Origin of the sequence: Streptomyces sp. NPDC005805 (genome assembly GCF_040630445.1) — a bacterium.
Lineage (GTDB): Bacteria > Actinomycetota > Actinomycetes > Streptomycetales > Streptomycetaceae > Streptomyces.
The window spans coordinates 1-14,787 of record NZ_JBEXXN010000031.1 but is presented as its reverse complement, the minus strand read 5'-3'; the positions used below and the strand labels follow the sequence as shown (position 1 = coordinate 14,787).

At 74.6% G+C, this 14,787-nt stretch carries 13 protein-coding genes; 5 read left to right on the top strand and 8 right to left on the bottom strand.

The features are described 5' to 3' along the window. Nucleotides 1–164: 164 nt before the first annotated feature. Together ABZ457_RS18445 and ABZ457_RS18440 are read right to left on the bottom strand one after the other, a co-directional pair. Complete coding sequence (locus ABZ457_RS18445; protein ID WP_359158626.1) at nt 165–1,298, bottom strand: acyl-CoA dehydrogenase family protein; 1,134 nt, start codon at nt 1,296–1,298, stop codon at nt 165–167. A 281-nt stretch (nt 1,299–1,579) separates the two neighbouring features. Then, complete coding sequence (locus ABZ457_RS18440) at nt 1,580–2,050, bottom strand: SRPBCC family protein (RefSeq protein WP_026277424.1); 471 nt, start codon at nt 2,048–2,050, stop codon at nt 1,580–1,582. A 222-nt stretch (nt 2,051–2,272) separates the two neighbouring features. On the opposite strand from ABZ457_RS18440, the gene ABZ457_RS18435 reads away from it, so the two are divergent. From ABZ457_RS18435 to ABZ457_RS18420, 4 genes are all read left to right on the top strand, one after another. Further along, a complete protein-coding gene (locus ABZ457_RS18435) occupies nt 2,273–3,106 on the top strand; it encodes an SDR family NAD(P)-dependent oxidoreductase (protein WP_359158625.1) in 834 nt (277 codons plus the stop codon). Nucleotides 3,107–3,161: 55 nt separating this feature from the next. Then, nucleotides 3,162–3,836, top strand: a complete 675-nt coding sequence (locus tag ABZ457_RS18430) for a flavin reductase family protein (RefSeq protein ID WP_359158624.1) — start codon at nt 3,162–3,164, stop codon at nt 3,834–3,836. Then, nucleotides 3,833–4,783: an MBL fold metallo-hydrolase gene (locus ABZ457_RS18425; RefSeq protein ID WP_359158623.1), complete on the top strand. Its 951-nt coding sequence runs from the start codon at nt 3,833–3,835 to the stop codon at nt 4,781–4,783. The genes ABZ457_RS18430 and ABZ457_RS18425 overlap by 4 nt, the downstream gene beginning before the upstream one ends. An 81-nt stretch (nt 4,784–4,864) precedes the next feature. After that, entirely contained in the window at nt 4,865–5,026 is a 162-nt protein-coding gene (locus ABZ457_RS18420) for a hypothetical protein (protein WP_359158622.1), read from the top strand. A 136-nt stretch (nt 5,027–5,162) separates the two neighbouring features. On the opposite strand, the gene ABZ457_RS18415 is transcribed toward ABZ457_RS18420, so the two are convergent. The 5 genes from ABZ457_RS18415 to ABZ457_RS18395 form a co-directional block, all read right to left on the bottom strand. Continuing rightward, complete coding sequence (locus ABZ457_RS18415) at nt 5,163–5,672, bottom strand: nuclear transport factor 2 family protein (protein ID WP_359158621.1); 510 nt, start codon at nt 5,670–5,672, stop codon at nt 5,163–5,165. 115 nt (nt 5,673–5,787) lie between these two features. Further along, entirely contained in the window at nt 5,788–6,261 is a 474-nt protein-coding gene (locus ABZ457_RS18410; protein ID WP_359158620.1) for a DUF1772 domain-containing protein, read from the bottom strand. A 94-nt stretch (nt 6,262–6,355) separates the two neighbouring features. Beyond that, a complete protein-coding gene (locus ABZ457_RS18405) occupies nt 6,356–7,951 on the bottom strand; it encodes a von Willebrand factor type A domain-containing protein (protein ID WP_359158619.1) in 1,596 nt (531 codons plus the stop codon). A gap of 607 nt (nt 7,952–8,558) precedes the next feature. Further along, nucleotides 8,559–9,473: an ABC transporter permease gene (locus ABZ457_RS18400; RefSeq protein ID WP_359158618.1), complete on the bottom strand. Its 915-nt coding sequence runs from the start codon at nt 9,471–9,473 to the stop codon at nt 8,559–8,561. Continuing rightward, the gene (locus ABZ457_RS18395; RefSeq protein ID WP_359158617.1) at nt 9,470–12,502 is read right to left on the bottom strand and encodes an alpha/beta fold hydrolase; all 3,033 of its coding nucleotides are present in this window, start codon (nt 12,500–12,502) and stop codon (nt 9,470–9,472) included. Before ABZ457_RS18395 ends, ABZ457_RS18400 begins: the two co-directional genes overlap by 4 nt. A 348-nt stretch (nt 12,503–12,850) precedes the next feature. Here ABZ457_RS18395 and ABZ457_RS18390 point away from each other — a divergent pair, with 348 nt between their 5' ends. After that, nucleotides 12,851–14,041, top strand: coding sequence for a S8 family peptidase (locus tag ABZ457_RS18390; protein WP_359158616.1), 1,191 nt, complete (start codon nt 12,851–12,853; stop codon nt 14,039–14,041). Nucleotides 14,042–14,048: 7 nt separating this feature from the next. Here the strand turns inward: ABZ457_RS18390 and ABZ457_RS18385 are convergent, their stop codons facing one another. After that, nucleotides 14,049–14,648, bottom strand: coding sequence for a DUF4291 domain-containing protein (locus tag ABZ457_RS18385; RefSeq protein ID WP_359158615.1), 600 nt, complete (start codon nt 14,646–14,648; stop codon nt 14,049–14,051). Between the last annotated feature and the right edge of the window lie 139 nt (nt 14,649–14,787).

Here is a 14,787-nt window from a genome sequence, read left to right as displayed (position 1 = left end):
CCGTGGGGCCTCCCGGAACGGTGGTTCCGGAAGCCGCCGTACGGATCCGCCGGGCGCGCGTGCTCCCTGAGCGAGCGGGTCGGTGGGTGGGGTGGTCGGACGGGCAGGGCGCCGCCGCCCGGAGGGGGTGGGGCCGACGGGCCCCGGGCCGCGCGGCCGGCGCCTCACTCCGGGGCGGGTCCCAGGAGCGCGGTGGCGTGGCTCTTCGCCGCGGAGGTCTCGTACTGGAGCGCGACATGGCTGGTGGCGGAGGTGATGTCCCGCCAGTGGCGCTGGAGTTCATGGGCCTCGCCGAGTCCGCCGGTGCCCGCGAGGGCGACGAGCAGCCCGGCCGCGTCGCGGAGTATCTCGGCGGCGGTGGTGGCGTTGCGCTCGGCGCGGGCCAGCAGGCCGCGGTCGAGCTTGTGGGTGTCGGCGGTGGCGGCGTTCTCCTCGACGAGGAGCCGGGCCGCGGCGATCAGACCGGCCGCGCGGACGAGCTTCACCTCGTTGGCGGGGGTCCGGCGGCGGCCGGTGACGGTCGCGGCGGCCGCGTCCAGGGCGCCGAGGGCGGAGCCGACGACGGGGGCGACGAACGGCAGTCCGGCGACGGCCTGGAGGGGCACGTTGTGGACGGGCCGGTCGGAGGAGCTGTTGCGGCCGGTGAGGAGTTCCTGCCGGTCGAAGGAGAGGTGGTCGGCGACCAGGATGTCCTGGACGTTGACGGTGTGGCTGCCGGTGGCGCGCATGCCGACGCTGTCCCAGGTGTTGTCGACGGTCCAGGTGCCCCACGGGAGGGCGAAGAACCGCATGGCGGGCGGCCCTTCGCCGCCGGCGGCCGGGACGACGGCGCAGACCAGGGCCCAGTCGGCGAAGTCGATGCCGCTGACGTAGCCCCAGCGTCCGCTGAGCCGCCAGCCGCCGTCGGCCCGGACGGCGCGGCCGGCGGGCATCAGGGCGGTGGCGATCACGGTGTCCGGGCCGTCGGCCCACAGGGCCTTGCGCCCCTCCTGCGGGAGGTGGGAGGCGATCCGGCCGGAGTAGGCGGCCAGCGAGGCGTACCAGGCGGTGGACGCGCAGGACCGGGCGACGGTGGCGACCGCCTCGGTCAGCTCCGCGAACGTGCCCTCGGCGCCACCGTGTTCGCGGCCGACGAAGTGGCGGGCGAACCCGGCGTCGCGGACCGCGTCGGCGACCTCGCGGGCGAGCTTGCGGCTGCTGTCGGCGTCGGCGGCGTGGCGGGCCGCGAGGGCGCGCACGGCCTCGGCGGCGACGGTGACCGTGCCGGTGTCCGGCTGCTGTATGTCGTCGGCAGACATCCTCGTGACCTCCTGGCTGGGGAATGGATCGGGGTGGGGGTGGGTGCCGGGGTGGCGGGGTGGCGGGTGCGGGTGCGGTGGGCGCGCCGGGGCGGCTTACGGCGCGGGGGCGGGAACGGTGCTCGTGTCGCGCCGGGGCGGCTCGGGTGCCGGGCCCCGGGCGGCGGCCGGCCGCCGCCGGGCCGGAGCCCGGGACGGTCCGGGGCTCCGGCGCCGGGAGCGGGGCCCGGGCTGAGCGGACCCCCGGCCCCGGCCGCCGCGGCCCCGCGGGCCGCCCCCGCTCAGATCGCCTTGGCGAACAGCTCCAGCGTCTCGCCCGGGCTCGGCCCGTCCAGCGCCTTGAAGATGCGGTCGGCGCCCTCGCCGTGGCGCTCCAGGGCGACATGCGCCAGCTCGACCCGGGTGTGTGTGTCGTCCACACGTGTGAAGTCGACCTCGATACGGCTGGCCCGCTCGTCGTCCGGGATGGACTGCCAGTTGGCGTCGATCCGCCAGGTCATGACGAGCCGGCGGCCCGGCTCCCACTCCAGGACCCGGCCCCAGTCGATGCGGTTCCCCTCGACGTCCCACTCGTAGTAGTGGCCGCCCACACCCGGCTCGAAGGCCAGGCCGACCCGCTCCTTCTTCAGCAGGACATGGCTCGGCGGCCACCAGTCCTTGGGGCGCTCGGTGAACACCTTGAAGCAGTGCTCGGGCGTGGCCGCCACGGTCACCGACTTCCTCACATCAGGAATCGTCTGCTGCTCGGGCACACGCCCTCCTCGGTAGGTCCGACGCTGGACGCCTCGACGCTCACCGATCGCGCTGGACCGGGCGTGGACCCCGCGTGGAACCCCGGTCGAGGGGTCGGGCGCCGCGACGGACGCGGCGAGGGGCCCCAGCGGTACTCCGGCCCGGGCCGAGCGGCCCGCAAGGTTGCGGGTTCACGGTCGTCCCCACCACGGCGCCGAGCCGACGAACAGGGGAGAGACGCGATGACGACCGAGCAGCGGACCGAGCGGCCGACCGAGCAGGGCGCGGACCAGGAGCGCGCGGTGCGCCGCGTCGCCTTCGTGACCGGGGCCACCAGCGGGATCGGCCTCGCGGTGACCGAACTGCTGGCCCGCCAGGGCGCCGCCGTCTTCGGCGTGGCCCGTAGCGAGGAGAGCGTACGCGCCCTCGTCAAGCGGCTGCGCGGCGAAGGGCTGGAGGTGGCCGGCACGGTGTGCGACGTGACCTCCGTCGAGCAGATCGGCGCCGCGGTCCGGGCCGCCGTCGCCGAGTACGGCCGCATCGACATCCTGGTCAACAACGCGGGCCGGGGCGGTGGCGGGGTCACCGCCGAGATCGCCGACGGCCTGTGGGACGACGTGATCGAGACCAACCTGAACGCCACCTTCCGGGTCACCCGCGAGGTGTTGTCCACCGGCCTGATGCGGGACGGCGACTGGGGCCGGATCGTCAACATCGCCTCCACCGGCGGCAAGCAGGGTGTGGAGCTGGCGGCCCCCTACTCGGCCTCCAAGCACGGCGTCATCGGCTTCACCAAGGCGGTCGGCAAGGAGCTGGCGCAGTCCGGCATCACGGTCAACGCCGTCTGCCCCGGCTACGTGGAGACGCCGATGGCCCAGCGGGTGCGCCAGGGCTACGCGGGCCACTTCGGGGTGAGCGAGCAGGAGATCCAGGAGAAGTTCAACGCCAAGATCCCGCTGGGCCGTTACTCCACCCCGGAGGAGGTCGCCGGACTGGTCGGCTACCTGGTGTCCGACACGGCCGCCTCGATCACCGCGCAGGCGATGAACGTCTGCGGCGGCCTCGGCAACTACTGATGGGCGCCCGCGCCCGTACCCGGCCCGCCGCGCGAGCAGAAACGGAGCCGCCCCCATGAGCCCCCTCACCACCCCGCGCACCACCGCACGCCCCACTCCGCGCGCCGCACCCCTGGGCGCGCCGCACACAGCGCCGGGCACCACATCGGGCACCGCACCGGGCGCGGCGGCGGGTTCGTCGCCGGGCGCGGCGCCCACCGCGGGCGTCATGCCCGGTGACGCGCCCGACCCTGCCGCGTACCGCGCGGCGATCGGCCGCTTCCCCACCGGGGTCGCCCTGCTCACCCACGGCAGCGGCGACGACACCGCGGCCATGACCCTCAACAGCCTGACCTCCGTCTCGCTCGACCCGCTGCTGATCCTGGTCTCGGTGCGCTCCGAGGGGCGGCTGCGCCCGCTGATCGCCGCCGGCGGCGGCTTCGCCGTGAACGTGCTGGGCGAGGAACAGCGCGAGCTGGCACGGGAGTTCAGCAGCCCCGGGCGTCCGGAGGGCCGGGCCGCGATGCGGCGGCTCGGCGCGGTCCGGGGCGCCAGCGGCCACGCGGTGCTCCCGGCGGCCGAGGCGTCCATCGAATGCGTGCTGCACACCGCGCACGAGGCGGGCGACCATGTGCTGTTCCTCGGCCGGGTCGTGGCGCTGACCTGCGGACCGCGCGCGTCCGCCCCCCTCGTCTTCCACCAGGGCCGCTTCGAGAGGCTGCCCGCGTCCCGGCCGGAGGCCGCCGCATGAGCACGGACACCGACACCGCCCCGATCGCCCCCGCCGCCCCAGAGGCGGTGGCGCCGTCCCTGACGGAGGTGGCCGAGGGGGTGTACGCCTTCGTCCAGCCCGACGGCGGCTGGTGCCTCAACAACGCGGGCCTGGTCGCGGGCCGGGGCCGCAGCGTCCTGGTCGACACGGCGGCCACCGAGGCCCGGACCCGGCGGCTGCGCGAGGAGGTCGAGCGGATCGTGCCGGGCGGCCCCGACTTCGTGGTGAACACCCACTTCCACGGCGACCACACCTTCGGCAACGGCCAGTTCGCCCCCCGCGCGGTCATCGTCGCCCACGAGGGCACCCGTGCCGACACCGAGGAGGCGGGCCTCGGCCTGCGGCAGCTCTGGCCGGACGTGGCCTGGGGCGAGACCCCGCTGACCCTGCCCACCCTCACCTTCCGCGGCGCCCTGACCCTGCGGGCCGAAGACCTGCGTGTGGAACTCCTCCATGTGGGCCCCGCACATACCGCCAACGATGTGGTGGCCTGGGTCCCGGAGCGCTCGGTGCTGTTCACCGGCGACGTGGTGTGGTCGGGCGTCACCCCGTACGTCCTGATGGGCTCGATCTCGGGCTCCTTCCGGGCGCTCGACCGGCTGCGCTCGCTCCGCCCCGAGGTGGTGGTCCCGGGCCACGGGCCGGTCGGCGGGGTGGAGCTGATCGACGCCACGGAGGCGTATCTGCGCTGGATCCAGCGGCTGGCGGAGGACGGCCGGCGCGCGGGGCTCACCCCGCTGGAGGCCGCCGAGCGGGCCGACGCGGGCGCCTTCGCCTCACTGGCCGACCCGGAGCGGCTGGTGGGCAATCTGCACCGGGCCTACGCGGAACTGGGCGGCCTGCCGCCCGGCGCGCGGATCGACGTGGCCGCCTCCTTCAAGGAGATGGTGGCCTTCCACGGCGGGCTCCCCGCCTGCCACGCCTGAGCGGAACACGAACGCCGACACCCGCGGGGGAAGGAAGGAGCGCGCACCGAGCGGACCGAGCACGACCGGAAGGAGAGGGACATGGCAGCGACCAGCGTGCTGGAGCGCCGGGCAGAGGCACCGGTGACGGTCACCGGAAGCCGGACGGCGCCGGCGGAGGAGTTCCTGTGGGAGCCCCGGATTCTCGCGGGCGACCCGGACGACGACGGGAGCGAGCCGCACATCTGCCGGGGCATCGACTGACCGGCACGGTGCATGGGTGAGGGGCCCCGCGGGGCCCCTCACCCATATGCGTATGTCCCCTGTGCGCGCCCACCATGTGCGCAGGCGCTATGTGGTGGCGTCCCATGTGCGCGTGCGCCATGTGGTGGGAACGCGATCAGGCCGCCGACGCCTCCGCGGAGGCCGGGGGCTCGACGGGCGTGTCGCGGTGGATGACCCGGGACCGGGTCAGCAGCCGGCCGTCGACCCGCACCAGGACGTCGTCCACGGTGAACGTCGGCTGGAAGGACACCTTGCCCTCGCGGTCGGTCTGGGTGACCAGGGTGTAGTAGGAGACCCGGATGGTGTCCTCGTCCGCCGGGTCGGTCTCGATCAGCAGGTGGTCGAACCAGTGCCGGACCGCGATGTCCCGGTAGCGCGGCAGCGCGGCCCGCATCCCGGCGATCATCTCCGCACGCCCCTGCTGCCGCTGGCCGCCCGCGTGGACGACCTCGCCGTCCTCGGTGAAGGTGTCGGCGAACCCGGCGATGTCCAGGGCGTCCACCTTGCGCATCTGCCGTGCGTAGAACGTCTGCACCTCGGCGTAGAGGTCCCCGGACACGGGCCGGTGCAGGGTGCCGATCCCTCCGGCCGCCGCGGCGCTGTCCGTACCGACCGACTCCGACATGGCAACTCCCTTCGCGAGGACCGCTCCTGTGGGCCCTGTCGGCGGCCCACACTGCCGGGCGCCGGTGCAGCACCGCTGGGGGACCGCTCGACAGAAGGCCACGTGCTCTGGCCGGTCAGCGCACCGCGACGGCGGCCAGCAGCCCGAAGGAGGCCAGGATCAGCAGCGTGCGGACGAGGTGGAAGCGGTTCCACCGGGCCTCGAACGCGGCCCGCACCTCCCGGTCCGGGACCGGCGGGGACGCGTTCTCCGAGTTGGCCAGCGCGTTGTTGAGCGGGATGTTGCCGGTGATGGTGACGACATGGTTCAGCACCGCGCACACCAGGGCGGCGGCGACCAGCCAGCGGTCCGCCCCGCCCCGCCCGTCCTCGGGCACGAAGAGCGCGGCGGCCGGGAAGACGACGACCGCCCCGAAGACGAGGAGGAACACCCCGCGCGGGACGGTCTCGTTGAGGCGCCGCATCGCGGGCACGAACTGCTCGTCGGTCAGCCGGGCGAGGCCGGGCATCACACCGGTCAGGAAGATCAGCATGAAGCCGGCGTAGAGGCCGGTGGAGACGACGGCGAGGGCGAGCAGCAGGGTCGGCATGCGCCACATCATGACGCGCCGGAGCCCCGGCCGCAGCCGGCTCGACCGGGCGGGTCCCGGACGGAACCCGCCACCCGCCTCGGCCGGTCCGCCGTCAGTCCGTCGTCCGGCGCGACGCCTGCCCGATCGCGTCGGCCAGGTCCGCCACCGCCTCGTCCTCCGTCGCCGCGGCCAGCGACCGGGCCCGCCGCTCCAGGGTCTCCAGCGCGGGCGCGCCCGGGAGCGTCCCGCCCCGCAGGGACTCGGCGAAGTACGCGGCCACCGCGGTCACCTGGAAGCGCTCCGACGCCCCGCCCCACAGCTTCCCGTCCACCTCACCGGTCTCCACCGAGCCCGACTCCTCGTGCGGCGCGCGGGTCTTCGGGTCCAGCCAGCGGACCGTGGCCGTGGCGACGTGCCCGCGCGCGCCCTCCCGCAGCCGCACCGCGTACAGCGCGGTCACCGTGTGCCCGGGTCCGACCTCGCCGCCGTCCACCCGGTCGTTCCGGAAGTCCTCGTCGGCGACGGCCCGGTTCTCGTACCCGATGAGCTTGAACTGCCTGACGGTCGCCGGGTCGAAGGCGACCTGCGCCTTGGCGTCCCGGGCCTTCAGCTCGATGTGCGCGGGGAGCTGGTCGACGAAGACCTTCCGGGCGTCCTCGGGGGTGGAGACATAGGTGGTGTGCCCGTCGCCCTTGTCCGCGAGGCGTTCCATCAGCGCGTCGCCGTAGTCGCTGCCCACACCGACGCCGAAGAGGGTGATGCCGTGCTCCCGGCGGGCGTCCTCGATCCGCTCCAGGATGGTGTCCGCCTCGGTGGAGCCGGTGTTGGCGAGCGCGTCGGAGAGCAGCACCACCCGGTTGGTGGCGCCCTTGCGGTGACCCTCGACGGCGGTGTCGTAGCCGGTGGTGACCCCGTCCTCCACATTGGTGGACGATCCGGGGGCCAGGTCCTCGACGATGCCGTGGACGCGGTCGCGGTTGCCCTTGAGCCGGGTCATCGGCAGCACGGTCTCGGCCTCGCCGCTGAAGGTGACCACCGCGATCGAGTCGTCGTCGCGGAGCTGGTCGGTGAGGGTGCCGAGGGACTTCTGCACCAGGTCGAGCCGGCCCGGTTCGCCCATCGAGCCGGAGACGTCGACCACGAAGGTGAGCGCGGCGGGCGGGCGTTCGCGCGGGTCGGGGGCGGGGGCCGTGGCCAGTCCGACCCGGACCAGGGACCAGGAGTCGTCACCGGGCGCGGCGATCCCGCCGTACGGTTCACCGCCGCTCCCGCCGTCCTTGATCTCGCCCTCGGCCCCGGCGTCCGTGCCACCGCCCGGCCGCGCCCCGTCGACGGTGACGGAGAAACCGTTGTTCTTGGGCCGCGGGTAGTCCTGCCGGAAGCTGTTGACGAACTCCTCGGGCCGCACCTGGTCCCGCCGGGGCATCCCGCCGTCCTTCAGCAGCCGCCGGGTGTAGTGGTACGAGGCGGTGTCCACGTCGAGCGCGAAGGTGGACAGATAGTCGGCGGGCGGCACCTTCTCGCGCTCCTTCTCCGGCGCGTCGTCCTCCCGGACCGCCCCGTCCGGCGCCCTGGTGGCGGGCGCGCCGTTCCCGCCGTCGGGAACCACGGGGGCCGCCTCCCGGTTCCTCGCGGCGTCCGAACTGCTGGACCCGGCCCCGGAGCAGGCGGCCGTCAGCACCGTCCCCGCCGCCAGCACCACCGCCACCGCGGCCCGGCCACTCCTGCTCCCCCGCCCGCTGCGTGTCTCCCTACGGAACGTCATCCCGCATCCCCCTCGCGTAGTCGGCACTTGTGAATGTGACGCGCGAGAGCGCCGGGCGGAGCCGTCGAGGGGGTTGCGGAAGCGTCTCGATGCGGCAACGGGGCGGGGATTTCGTTCCGTTGACGCCCTTTCACCCCACCCGGGCACACATGGTGCCGACTGGAAAACACGGCGTCACCTCTGCACCGGCCCCAAGGCCGACGACCCCATGATCACCACCCGGGACGCGGTCGCAGTACGCGGCCGGGCCGGGCGGAGGTATTCGGGGACGGCTTGCCACAGGGGGTCGCCGTTCAGTGGGCGGACCTGGGGAGTGTCGGTGGGGCCTGCGTACCGGATCAGGACCCCGACGGCGAGTGAGTCGGCGTCTGGGGCGCGGACGATCGTACCGATGGGCGCGCGCGACCCGCATCTGTACTCCTCGCCGTACCGGCGGGCGCTGGACACTGCGGAGCCGGCCCTGCCGGGGCAGCCCGCCGCCGAGAGCTGCCTCGCCAACCTCGCCCGCTGAATCCCACGAGCGCGCCACGGGTCGGATACGACTGCCGCCCTACGACACGATGTCCTTGCGGGAGAAGTTCCGGAACGCCAGCGCGAACAGCACCAGCGCATACGTCACCGACACCGACGCGCCCTTGACCATCCCGGTCCATTCCAGTTGCGGCTGGAGGGCGTCGATCCAGGCGAACTGCCAGTGGGCGGGGAGGACTTCGCGCCAGTCGCCGAGGGCGGTCACCGCGTCGAGCACATTGCCCACGATCGTCAGGCCGACCGCGCCGCCGACCGCGCCGAGTGGGGCGTCGGTCTTGGTGGACAGCCAGAACGCGAGGCCCGCGGTGACCAGTTGGGAGACGAAGACGAAGGCGACGACCACCGCGAGCCGCCCCAGCGAGTCCGCGGCCGCGAGCGAGCCGCCCGTGGGCAGCTTCAGCGGGCCCCAGCCGTAGGCGACGGTGCCCGCCGCCAGGCCCACCAGCGGGAGCAGGACCATGGCCGCCGCGCTGAAGGAGAGGGCCACCGCGAGCTTGGACCAGAGGAGCCGGGTGCGGGGGACGGGCGCGGCCAGCAGATAGCGCAGTGAGGACCAGCTCGCCTCCGAGGCGACGGTGTCGCCGTGGAACAGCGCCACCGGGATCACCAGCAGGAAGCCGGCCGAGACGAACAGGCAGGTGGCGGCGAAGTTCGCGCCGGACGCCGTCGCCGTGTCCATCAGGTTGATCCGGCTGCCGCCGCCGTCCTCGTCGGGGCTGCCGCCGATGGCGAACGCGGCGATCAGGATGAACGGCAGGGCGGTCAGGATGCCCGCCATCACCTGGGTGCGGCGCCGCTTGAGCTGCCGGACGGCCTCCACCCGCAGCGGCAGGGTGTGTCCGGGCCGGTAGCCGGCGGCGGTCGCCGCGCCAACGCCGGGGGCGGTCCCGGCGCCGGTGTCCGCATCCGCGGACCGGACTGCGGGCGTGCTCATGCGGAGCCTCCGATCAGGGTGAGGAACGCGTCCTCCAGACGGCGGTGCGGGCCGACGCCCGTGACCGGGACGTCGAGCCGGACCAGTTCGGCGATCATCGCGGGGGCGCTCGCGCCGTCCAGCCGCACCAGCAGCCCCTCGTCCACCCGCCCGACCGAGCCGATGCCCGGCAGCGCGGCGAACTTCTCGACCACCGGGTCGGGCAGTTCGCCGTCGACGGTGACCAACAGGGTGTCGCCCGCGCCGGTGATCTCGGCGACCGGCCCGGCCTGGACCAGCCGCCCGCGGTCCATGACGACCAGATGGGTGCAGGACTGCTCGACCTCCGAGAGGAGGTGGCTGGAGACGATGACGGTCCGGCCCCCGGCCGCGTACCGGATCATCACGTCCCGCATCTCGCGGATCTGCGGCGGGTCGAGTCCGTTCGTCGGCTCGTCGAGGATCAGCAGGTCCGGCAGGCCGAGCATGGCCTGCGCGATGGCGAGCCGCTGCCGCATGCCCTGGGAGTAGGTGCGCACGGCGCGGGCGAGGGCGTCGCCGAGGCCGGCGATCTCCAGTGCCTCCTCCATGTGCGCGTCCTCGGCCGGGCGGCCGGTGGCCCGCCAGTAGAGCTCCAGGTTCTCCCGCCCGGACAGGTGCGGCAGGAAGCCCGCGCCCTCGACGAACGCGCCGACCCGGGAGAGCACCGGCGCGCCCGGCCGGATGGCGTGGCCGAAGACGCGGATCTCGCCCTCGTCGGGCCGGATGAGGCCCATCAGCATCCGCAGGGTGGTGGTCTTGCCCGCGCCGTTCGGTCCGAGGAGGCCGAGGACCTGGCCCTTCTCGACCCGGAAGGAGAGGTCGCGCACCGCGTACCGGTCCGAGGACCGGGCGTAGCGCTTGGTCAGGCCGGTGATCTCCAGCGGGACGTCCGCACGCTCCGGGTCGGGCGCGGGGGCGACGGCCCGGCGGCGGGCGGTGACCAGCAGGACGGCGGCGAGGAGCGCGCCGCCCAGCGGCAGGGCCCACACCCAGGCGGCGAAGCCGGTGGCCTGGGTGGTCACGCCGGGCGCGGTGGGCACGGCCAGTGGGCCGTCGAGCGAGACGGTGTACGCGGCGGGCTCGGCGGGCGAGGCGTAGCCGAGGTCGGTCGCGGAGAGGACGAGCCGCAGCCGGTGCCCGGCGTCGATCTCGTGGTCGACGGCCGGGAGGGTCAGGGTGACCTTCCGGCCCCCGCCGGCGTCCTCGACGCGGACGGGGGCGACGAGCTGGGAGGGCAGCACCTGCTGCCGCCCGTCCGGGCCGACGTCGTAGACCTTGGCGAAGAGCACGGCGTCGCCGGTGTCGGAGCCGACGGTGGCGGTGACGCGCGGGGAGCCGGTGACACGGACGGCCCGGTCGACAGGGGCGGAGGTGAACGCCGCGTACTGGCCGGGGAAGTCGAGGGAGAGGCCGACGCCGAGCGAGGAGAGCGCGCCCGCGCCGCCGCTGAGGCCCGGAACGGCGGAGATGGCGGGCGGGGTGGCGCCGGCCGGGTTGCTGAAGGTCTGCTCGCGGCCCACGAGGGGGAACTCGCGCAGACCGGCGGCGAGCCCGGGGTAGCGGTCGGCGCTCGCGCCGCGCAGGGTGGCCTGCCCGTCGGTGGAGTCGACGCCGCCGGTGCGGCTGACCCGGAAGGCGGGGCCGGTGTCCGCGCCCTCGTCGCCCTTGAGGTGGCGGTCGAACCAGGCGCCGATCCGGCCCTCGACGCGGGCGGTCTCCCGGTCGCCGCCGTCGTGCCCGCCGGCGATCCAGTCGACGGCGACGGGGCCGCCGTTGCGGGCGACGGCCGTGGCGATGGCGTCGGCGTGGGAGAGCGGGAAGAGGGAGTCGGACTGGCCCTGGACGACGAGGGTCGGGACGTCGATCCGGTCGCCGACGGCGGAGGGGCTGCGCGCCTCCAGCAGCTTCCGGGTCGCCTCGTCGGGCTGCCCGGCGACGGCGACGCGCTCGTACATGGCGCACAGCTCGGGCGCGAAGCGTCCGCAGCCGGCGGGGTTGGCGGGGACGTCGCCGCGCGCGGGGGCGTCGTCGTTCGCGGGGGTGTTGCTGCGTGCGGGGGTGTCCCCCGGCGCCGGGGCGTCGTCACTCGCGGCGGCGGCCCGGTCCGGGCGGGCGGTGTCCGTGCCGGCGGCCCGGTCGGCGCGGCCGCCACCGGCCGCACCGGCTTCGCCCTCCGCCGCCGGGCGGGAGGCGGCTTCGGAGTCGGCCGCGTCCGTGCCGGCGGCCCGGTCCGGGGCGGACGCCTGCGCGCCCCCACCGTCCCGGCCGCCCGAACGCCCGGCGCCATCGGCGCCGTCCGCGCGCTCCCCCGCCGGCGGGTCGCCGCCCGGGTCCTCGCCGGAGGGCCGCTCGCCCCCGGGCGGGTTGACGCCCGCCAGGCCGCCGCCCGCCGCCGAGCCCGTGGAGAAGAAGATCCCCGCCCAGAGCTTCTTGAAGACCCCGTCCGGGAACAGCGCGTCCGCGAGGTTCCAGTACGTGATCTGCGGTGCGATCGCGTCCACCCGCTTGTCGTACCCGGCCCCGAGGAGCGAGATCGCGCCGCCGTAGGAGGAGCCGGTGATGCCGACCCGGGGGTCGCCGTCGGCGTCGAGGCGGACCTCGGGCCGCTTCGCGAGCCAGTCGATCAGCCGGGAGACGTCCTTGACCTCGTGGTCGGGGTCGTTCAGCCCGATCCGCCCGGTGGACTTCCCGAAGCCGCGCGCGGACCAGGTCAGCACCGCGTACCCGTCGCGGGCGAGCTGCTCCGCCTGCGCGCGCACATCGTCCTTGCTGCCGCCGAAGCCGTGCCCGATGAGGACGGCGGGGCGGCGGGCGTCGCCCCCGGCGGTGAAGTACGCGGTGTCGATCTTCGCGCCGGGCATGTCGTGGACCCGGTCCTCGCGCTGCACCGCGGGCCCGGAGTCGTCGGCGACGGCGGTCCAGGTGCCCGCGCCCGCGAGGACGGCGAAGGCCGCGACGCCCGCGAGCCAGCGGCCCCGGGCGGCGGGCCGGGGAAGTCGGATCTGCATGCCTGAACCCTAAGCGGAATCCCTGTGGGCCCTCGGCTGCCGACGGGGGGAGCCGAACGGCCTCCTCAGGTAGTACACACCGGCCGCCGCCTACACCAACCGCGGTACGCGGGACGGGGCGACCGGATCTTCACGGCGCGGGCATCGGAGCTGCACAGCACCCCGGACCAGGCCCCTCACCTCCAACTCCCCTCACTCACAGACGAGTTGACGAGCCCCACGCACGCCAGTTTTTGTCATGAACCCATCTTGTGGCGCAGGTCACAGCACGAGACCCTGGTCGACGCAACCGCTCCACCTGGCACGATGCACGCCGTCCTTGTCCGTGAACGGTCAAAGAAAGGTCAGGTGCACGAGATGAGAGCAGCAGTCCGCCGCATCGGGACACTGGTTCCCGCCGTCGTCCTCGCGGCCGGTCTCCAGTTCGCCGCATCCCCCACCGCGCACAGCGCGAGTGCCGGCGACCTTCGTCTCGCCCCCACTGCCACCGCCGTCGAGAACAGCTGGATCGTCGTCCTGAAGGACGGCACCACCCGGGCCGCCGACCTCGGGGTCACCGCCCGCCACACCTACCGCACCGTCCTCCAGGGCTTCTCCGCCACCATGTCCCCGGCCCGGGCCAAGGCGCTGGCCGCCGATCCGCGCGTGGCGTACGTGGAGCAGAACGCGGTCGTCCGTATCAACGACACCCAGCCGAACGCCACCTGGGGCCTGGACCGGATCGACCAGCGCGATCTGCCGCTGTCGACCACCTACACCTACGACACCCCCGCTGCCGGGGTGAACGCGTACATCATCGACACCGGAATCCGCACCTCCCACAGCGAGTTCGGCGGGCGCGCCAGCGTCGGCACGGACACCGTGGGCGACGGGCGGAACGGGCAGGACTGCCAGGGCCACGGCACCCATGTCGCCGGCACGGTCGGCGGCAAGACCTACGGCGTCGCCAAGGGCGTGAACCTGATCGCGGTCCGCGTCCTCGACTGCAACGGCTCCGGCACCAACGCGGCCGTCATCGCGGGCGTCGACTGGGTGACCGCCAACGCGAAGAAGCCGGCCGTCGCCAATATGAGCCTCGGCGGCGGGGCCAACACCTCGCTGGACAACGCGGTCAAGCGGTCCATCGCCTCCGGGGTCAGCTACTCCGTCGCGGCCGGCAACGGCATACCGATCCTGGGCTGGCCGGCGAACGCGTGCAACTACTCGCCCGCCCGCGTCCCCGAGGCGATCACGGTCGGCGCCACGGACAGCGCGGACCGCCGCGCCTCCTTCTCCAACTTCGGCACCTGCCTGGACGTCTTCGCCCCCGGCGTGAACGTCACCTCCGCCTGGAAGGACAACGACACGGCCACCAGCACCATCTCGGGCACCTCCATGGCCGCTCCGCACACCGCGGGCGTGGCCGCCCTCTACCTGGCCGGCAACCCGACCGCCACCCCGGCCCAGGTCCGCGACGCCCTCGTCGCCAACGCGACGAACGGCAAGGTCACGGACCCGCGCACCGGCTCCCCGAACAAGCTGCTGCACTCGCGCTTCTGACGTACCGTCACGCCGCGACAAGATGCCCGAGCAGCTCCGACCCACCCGGGTACGGCCGCTCCTCGGGCATCCGCCGCGCCGCCTCCGCCCGCTCCCCCGCGCGCACCAGCCCGTGGATCTCGTGCGCCAGCGGGGTGACGTCCCTGATCGAGACGATCCACTCGTCCGCGTACCGCCGGGTGGCCTCCCCCGCCAGCCCCAGCTGGAGCGAGCGGTACGGCAGCGCCGCGAGGTCCAGGTCCCGCTCCGGGTCCCACTGCACCCGCGCGGGCGCCCGCCGCAACTCCCGCTGCCACTCCGCCCGGTCGGCGTGCAGATCGCGCACATGGTGCGACAGGCACGCGTTCCGCAGCGCCCACTCGAACCCGTCCCGCCGGATCTCCACGGCGAGCACGGTCTCCTGGTCCGGCTTGGTCCCCCAGCCGCAGCGGTACATCATCCACAGGAACGACGGCTTCACCCATGTCATCCGGTCCCGCTTCCACCCCGCCGGAAACCGCCCGTCCCGCGCGGCCGGCCCCCCGATCGACGGGTGGTACGCCTGGTAGACGGTGACGGTCTCCTCGGTGTGGCACGCGCGGATCCGGTACTTGGGCTCATCGGACATCCCCGCATCCTGCCGGGCGGCCGGGGCCCGCGACCACCGGATTTCCCGCGGTGGCGCGGGGAGCCCGGTTTCCTGGTGGCGCGGCCCGCCCACCCGGCCGCCGCCCCGGCCGCGGCGCGCCACCCCCCCCGGGGGGGGC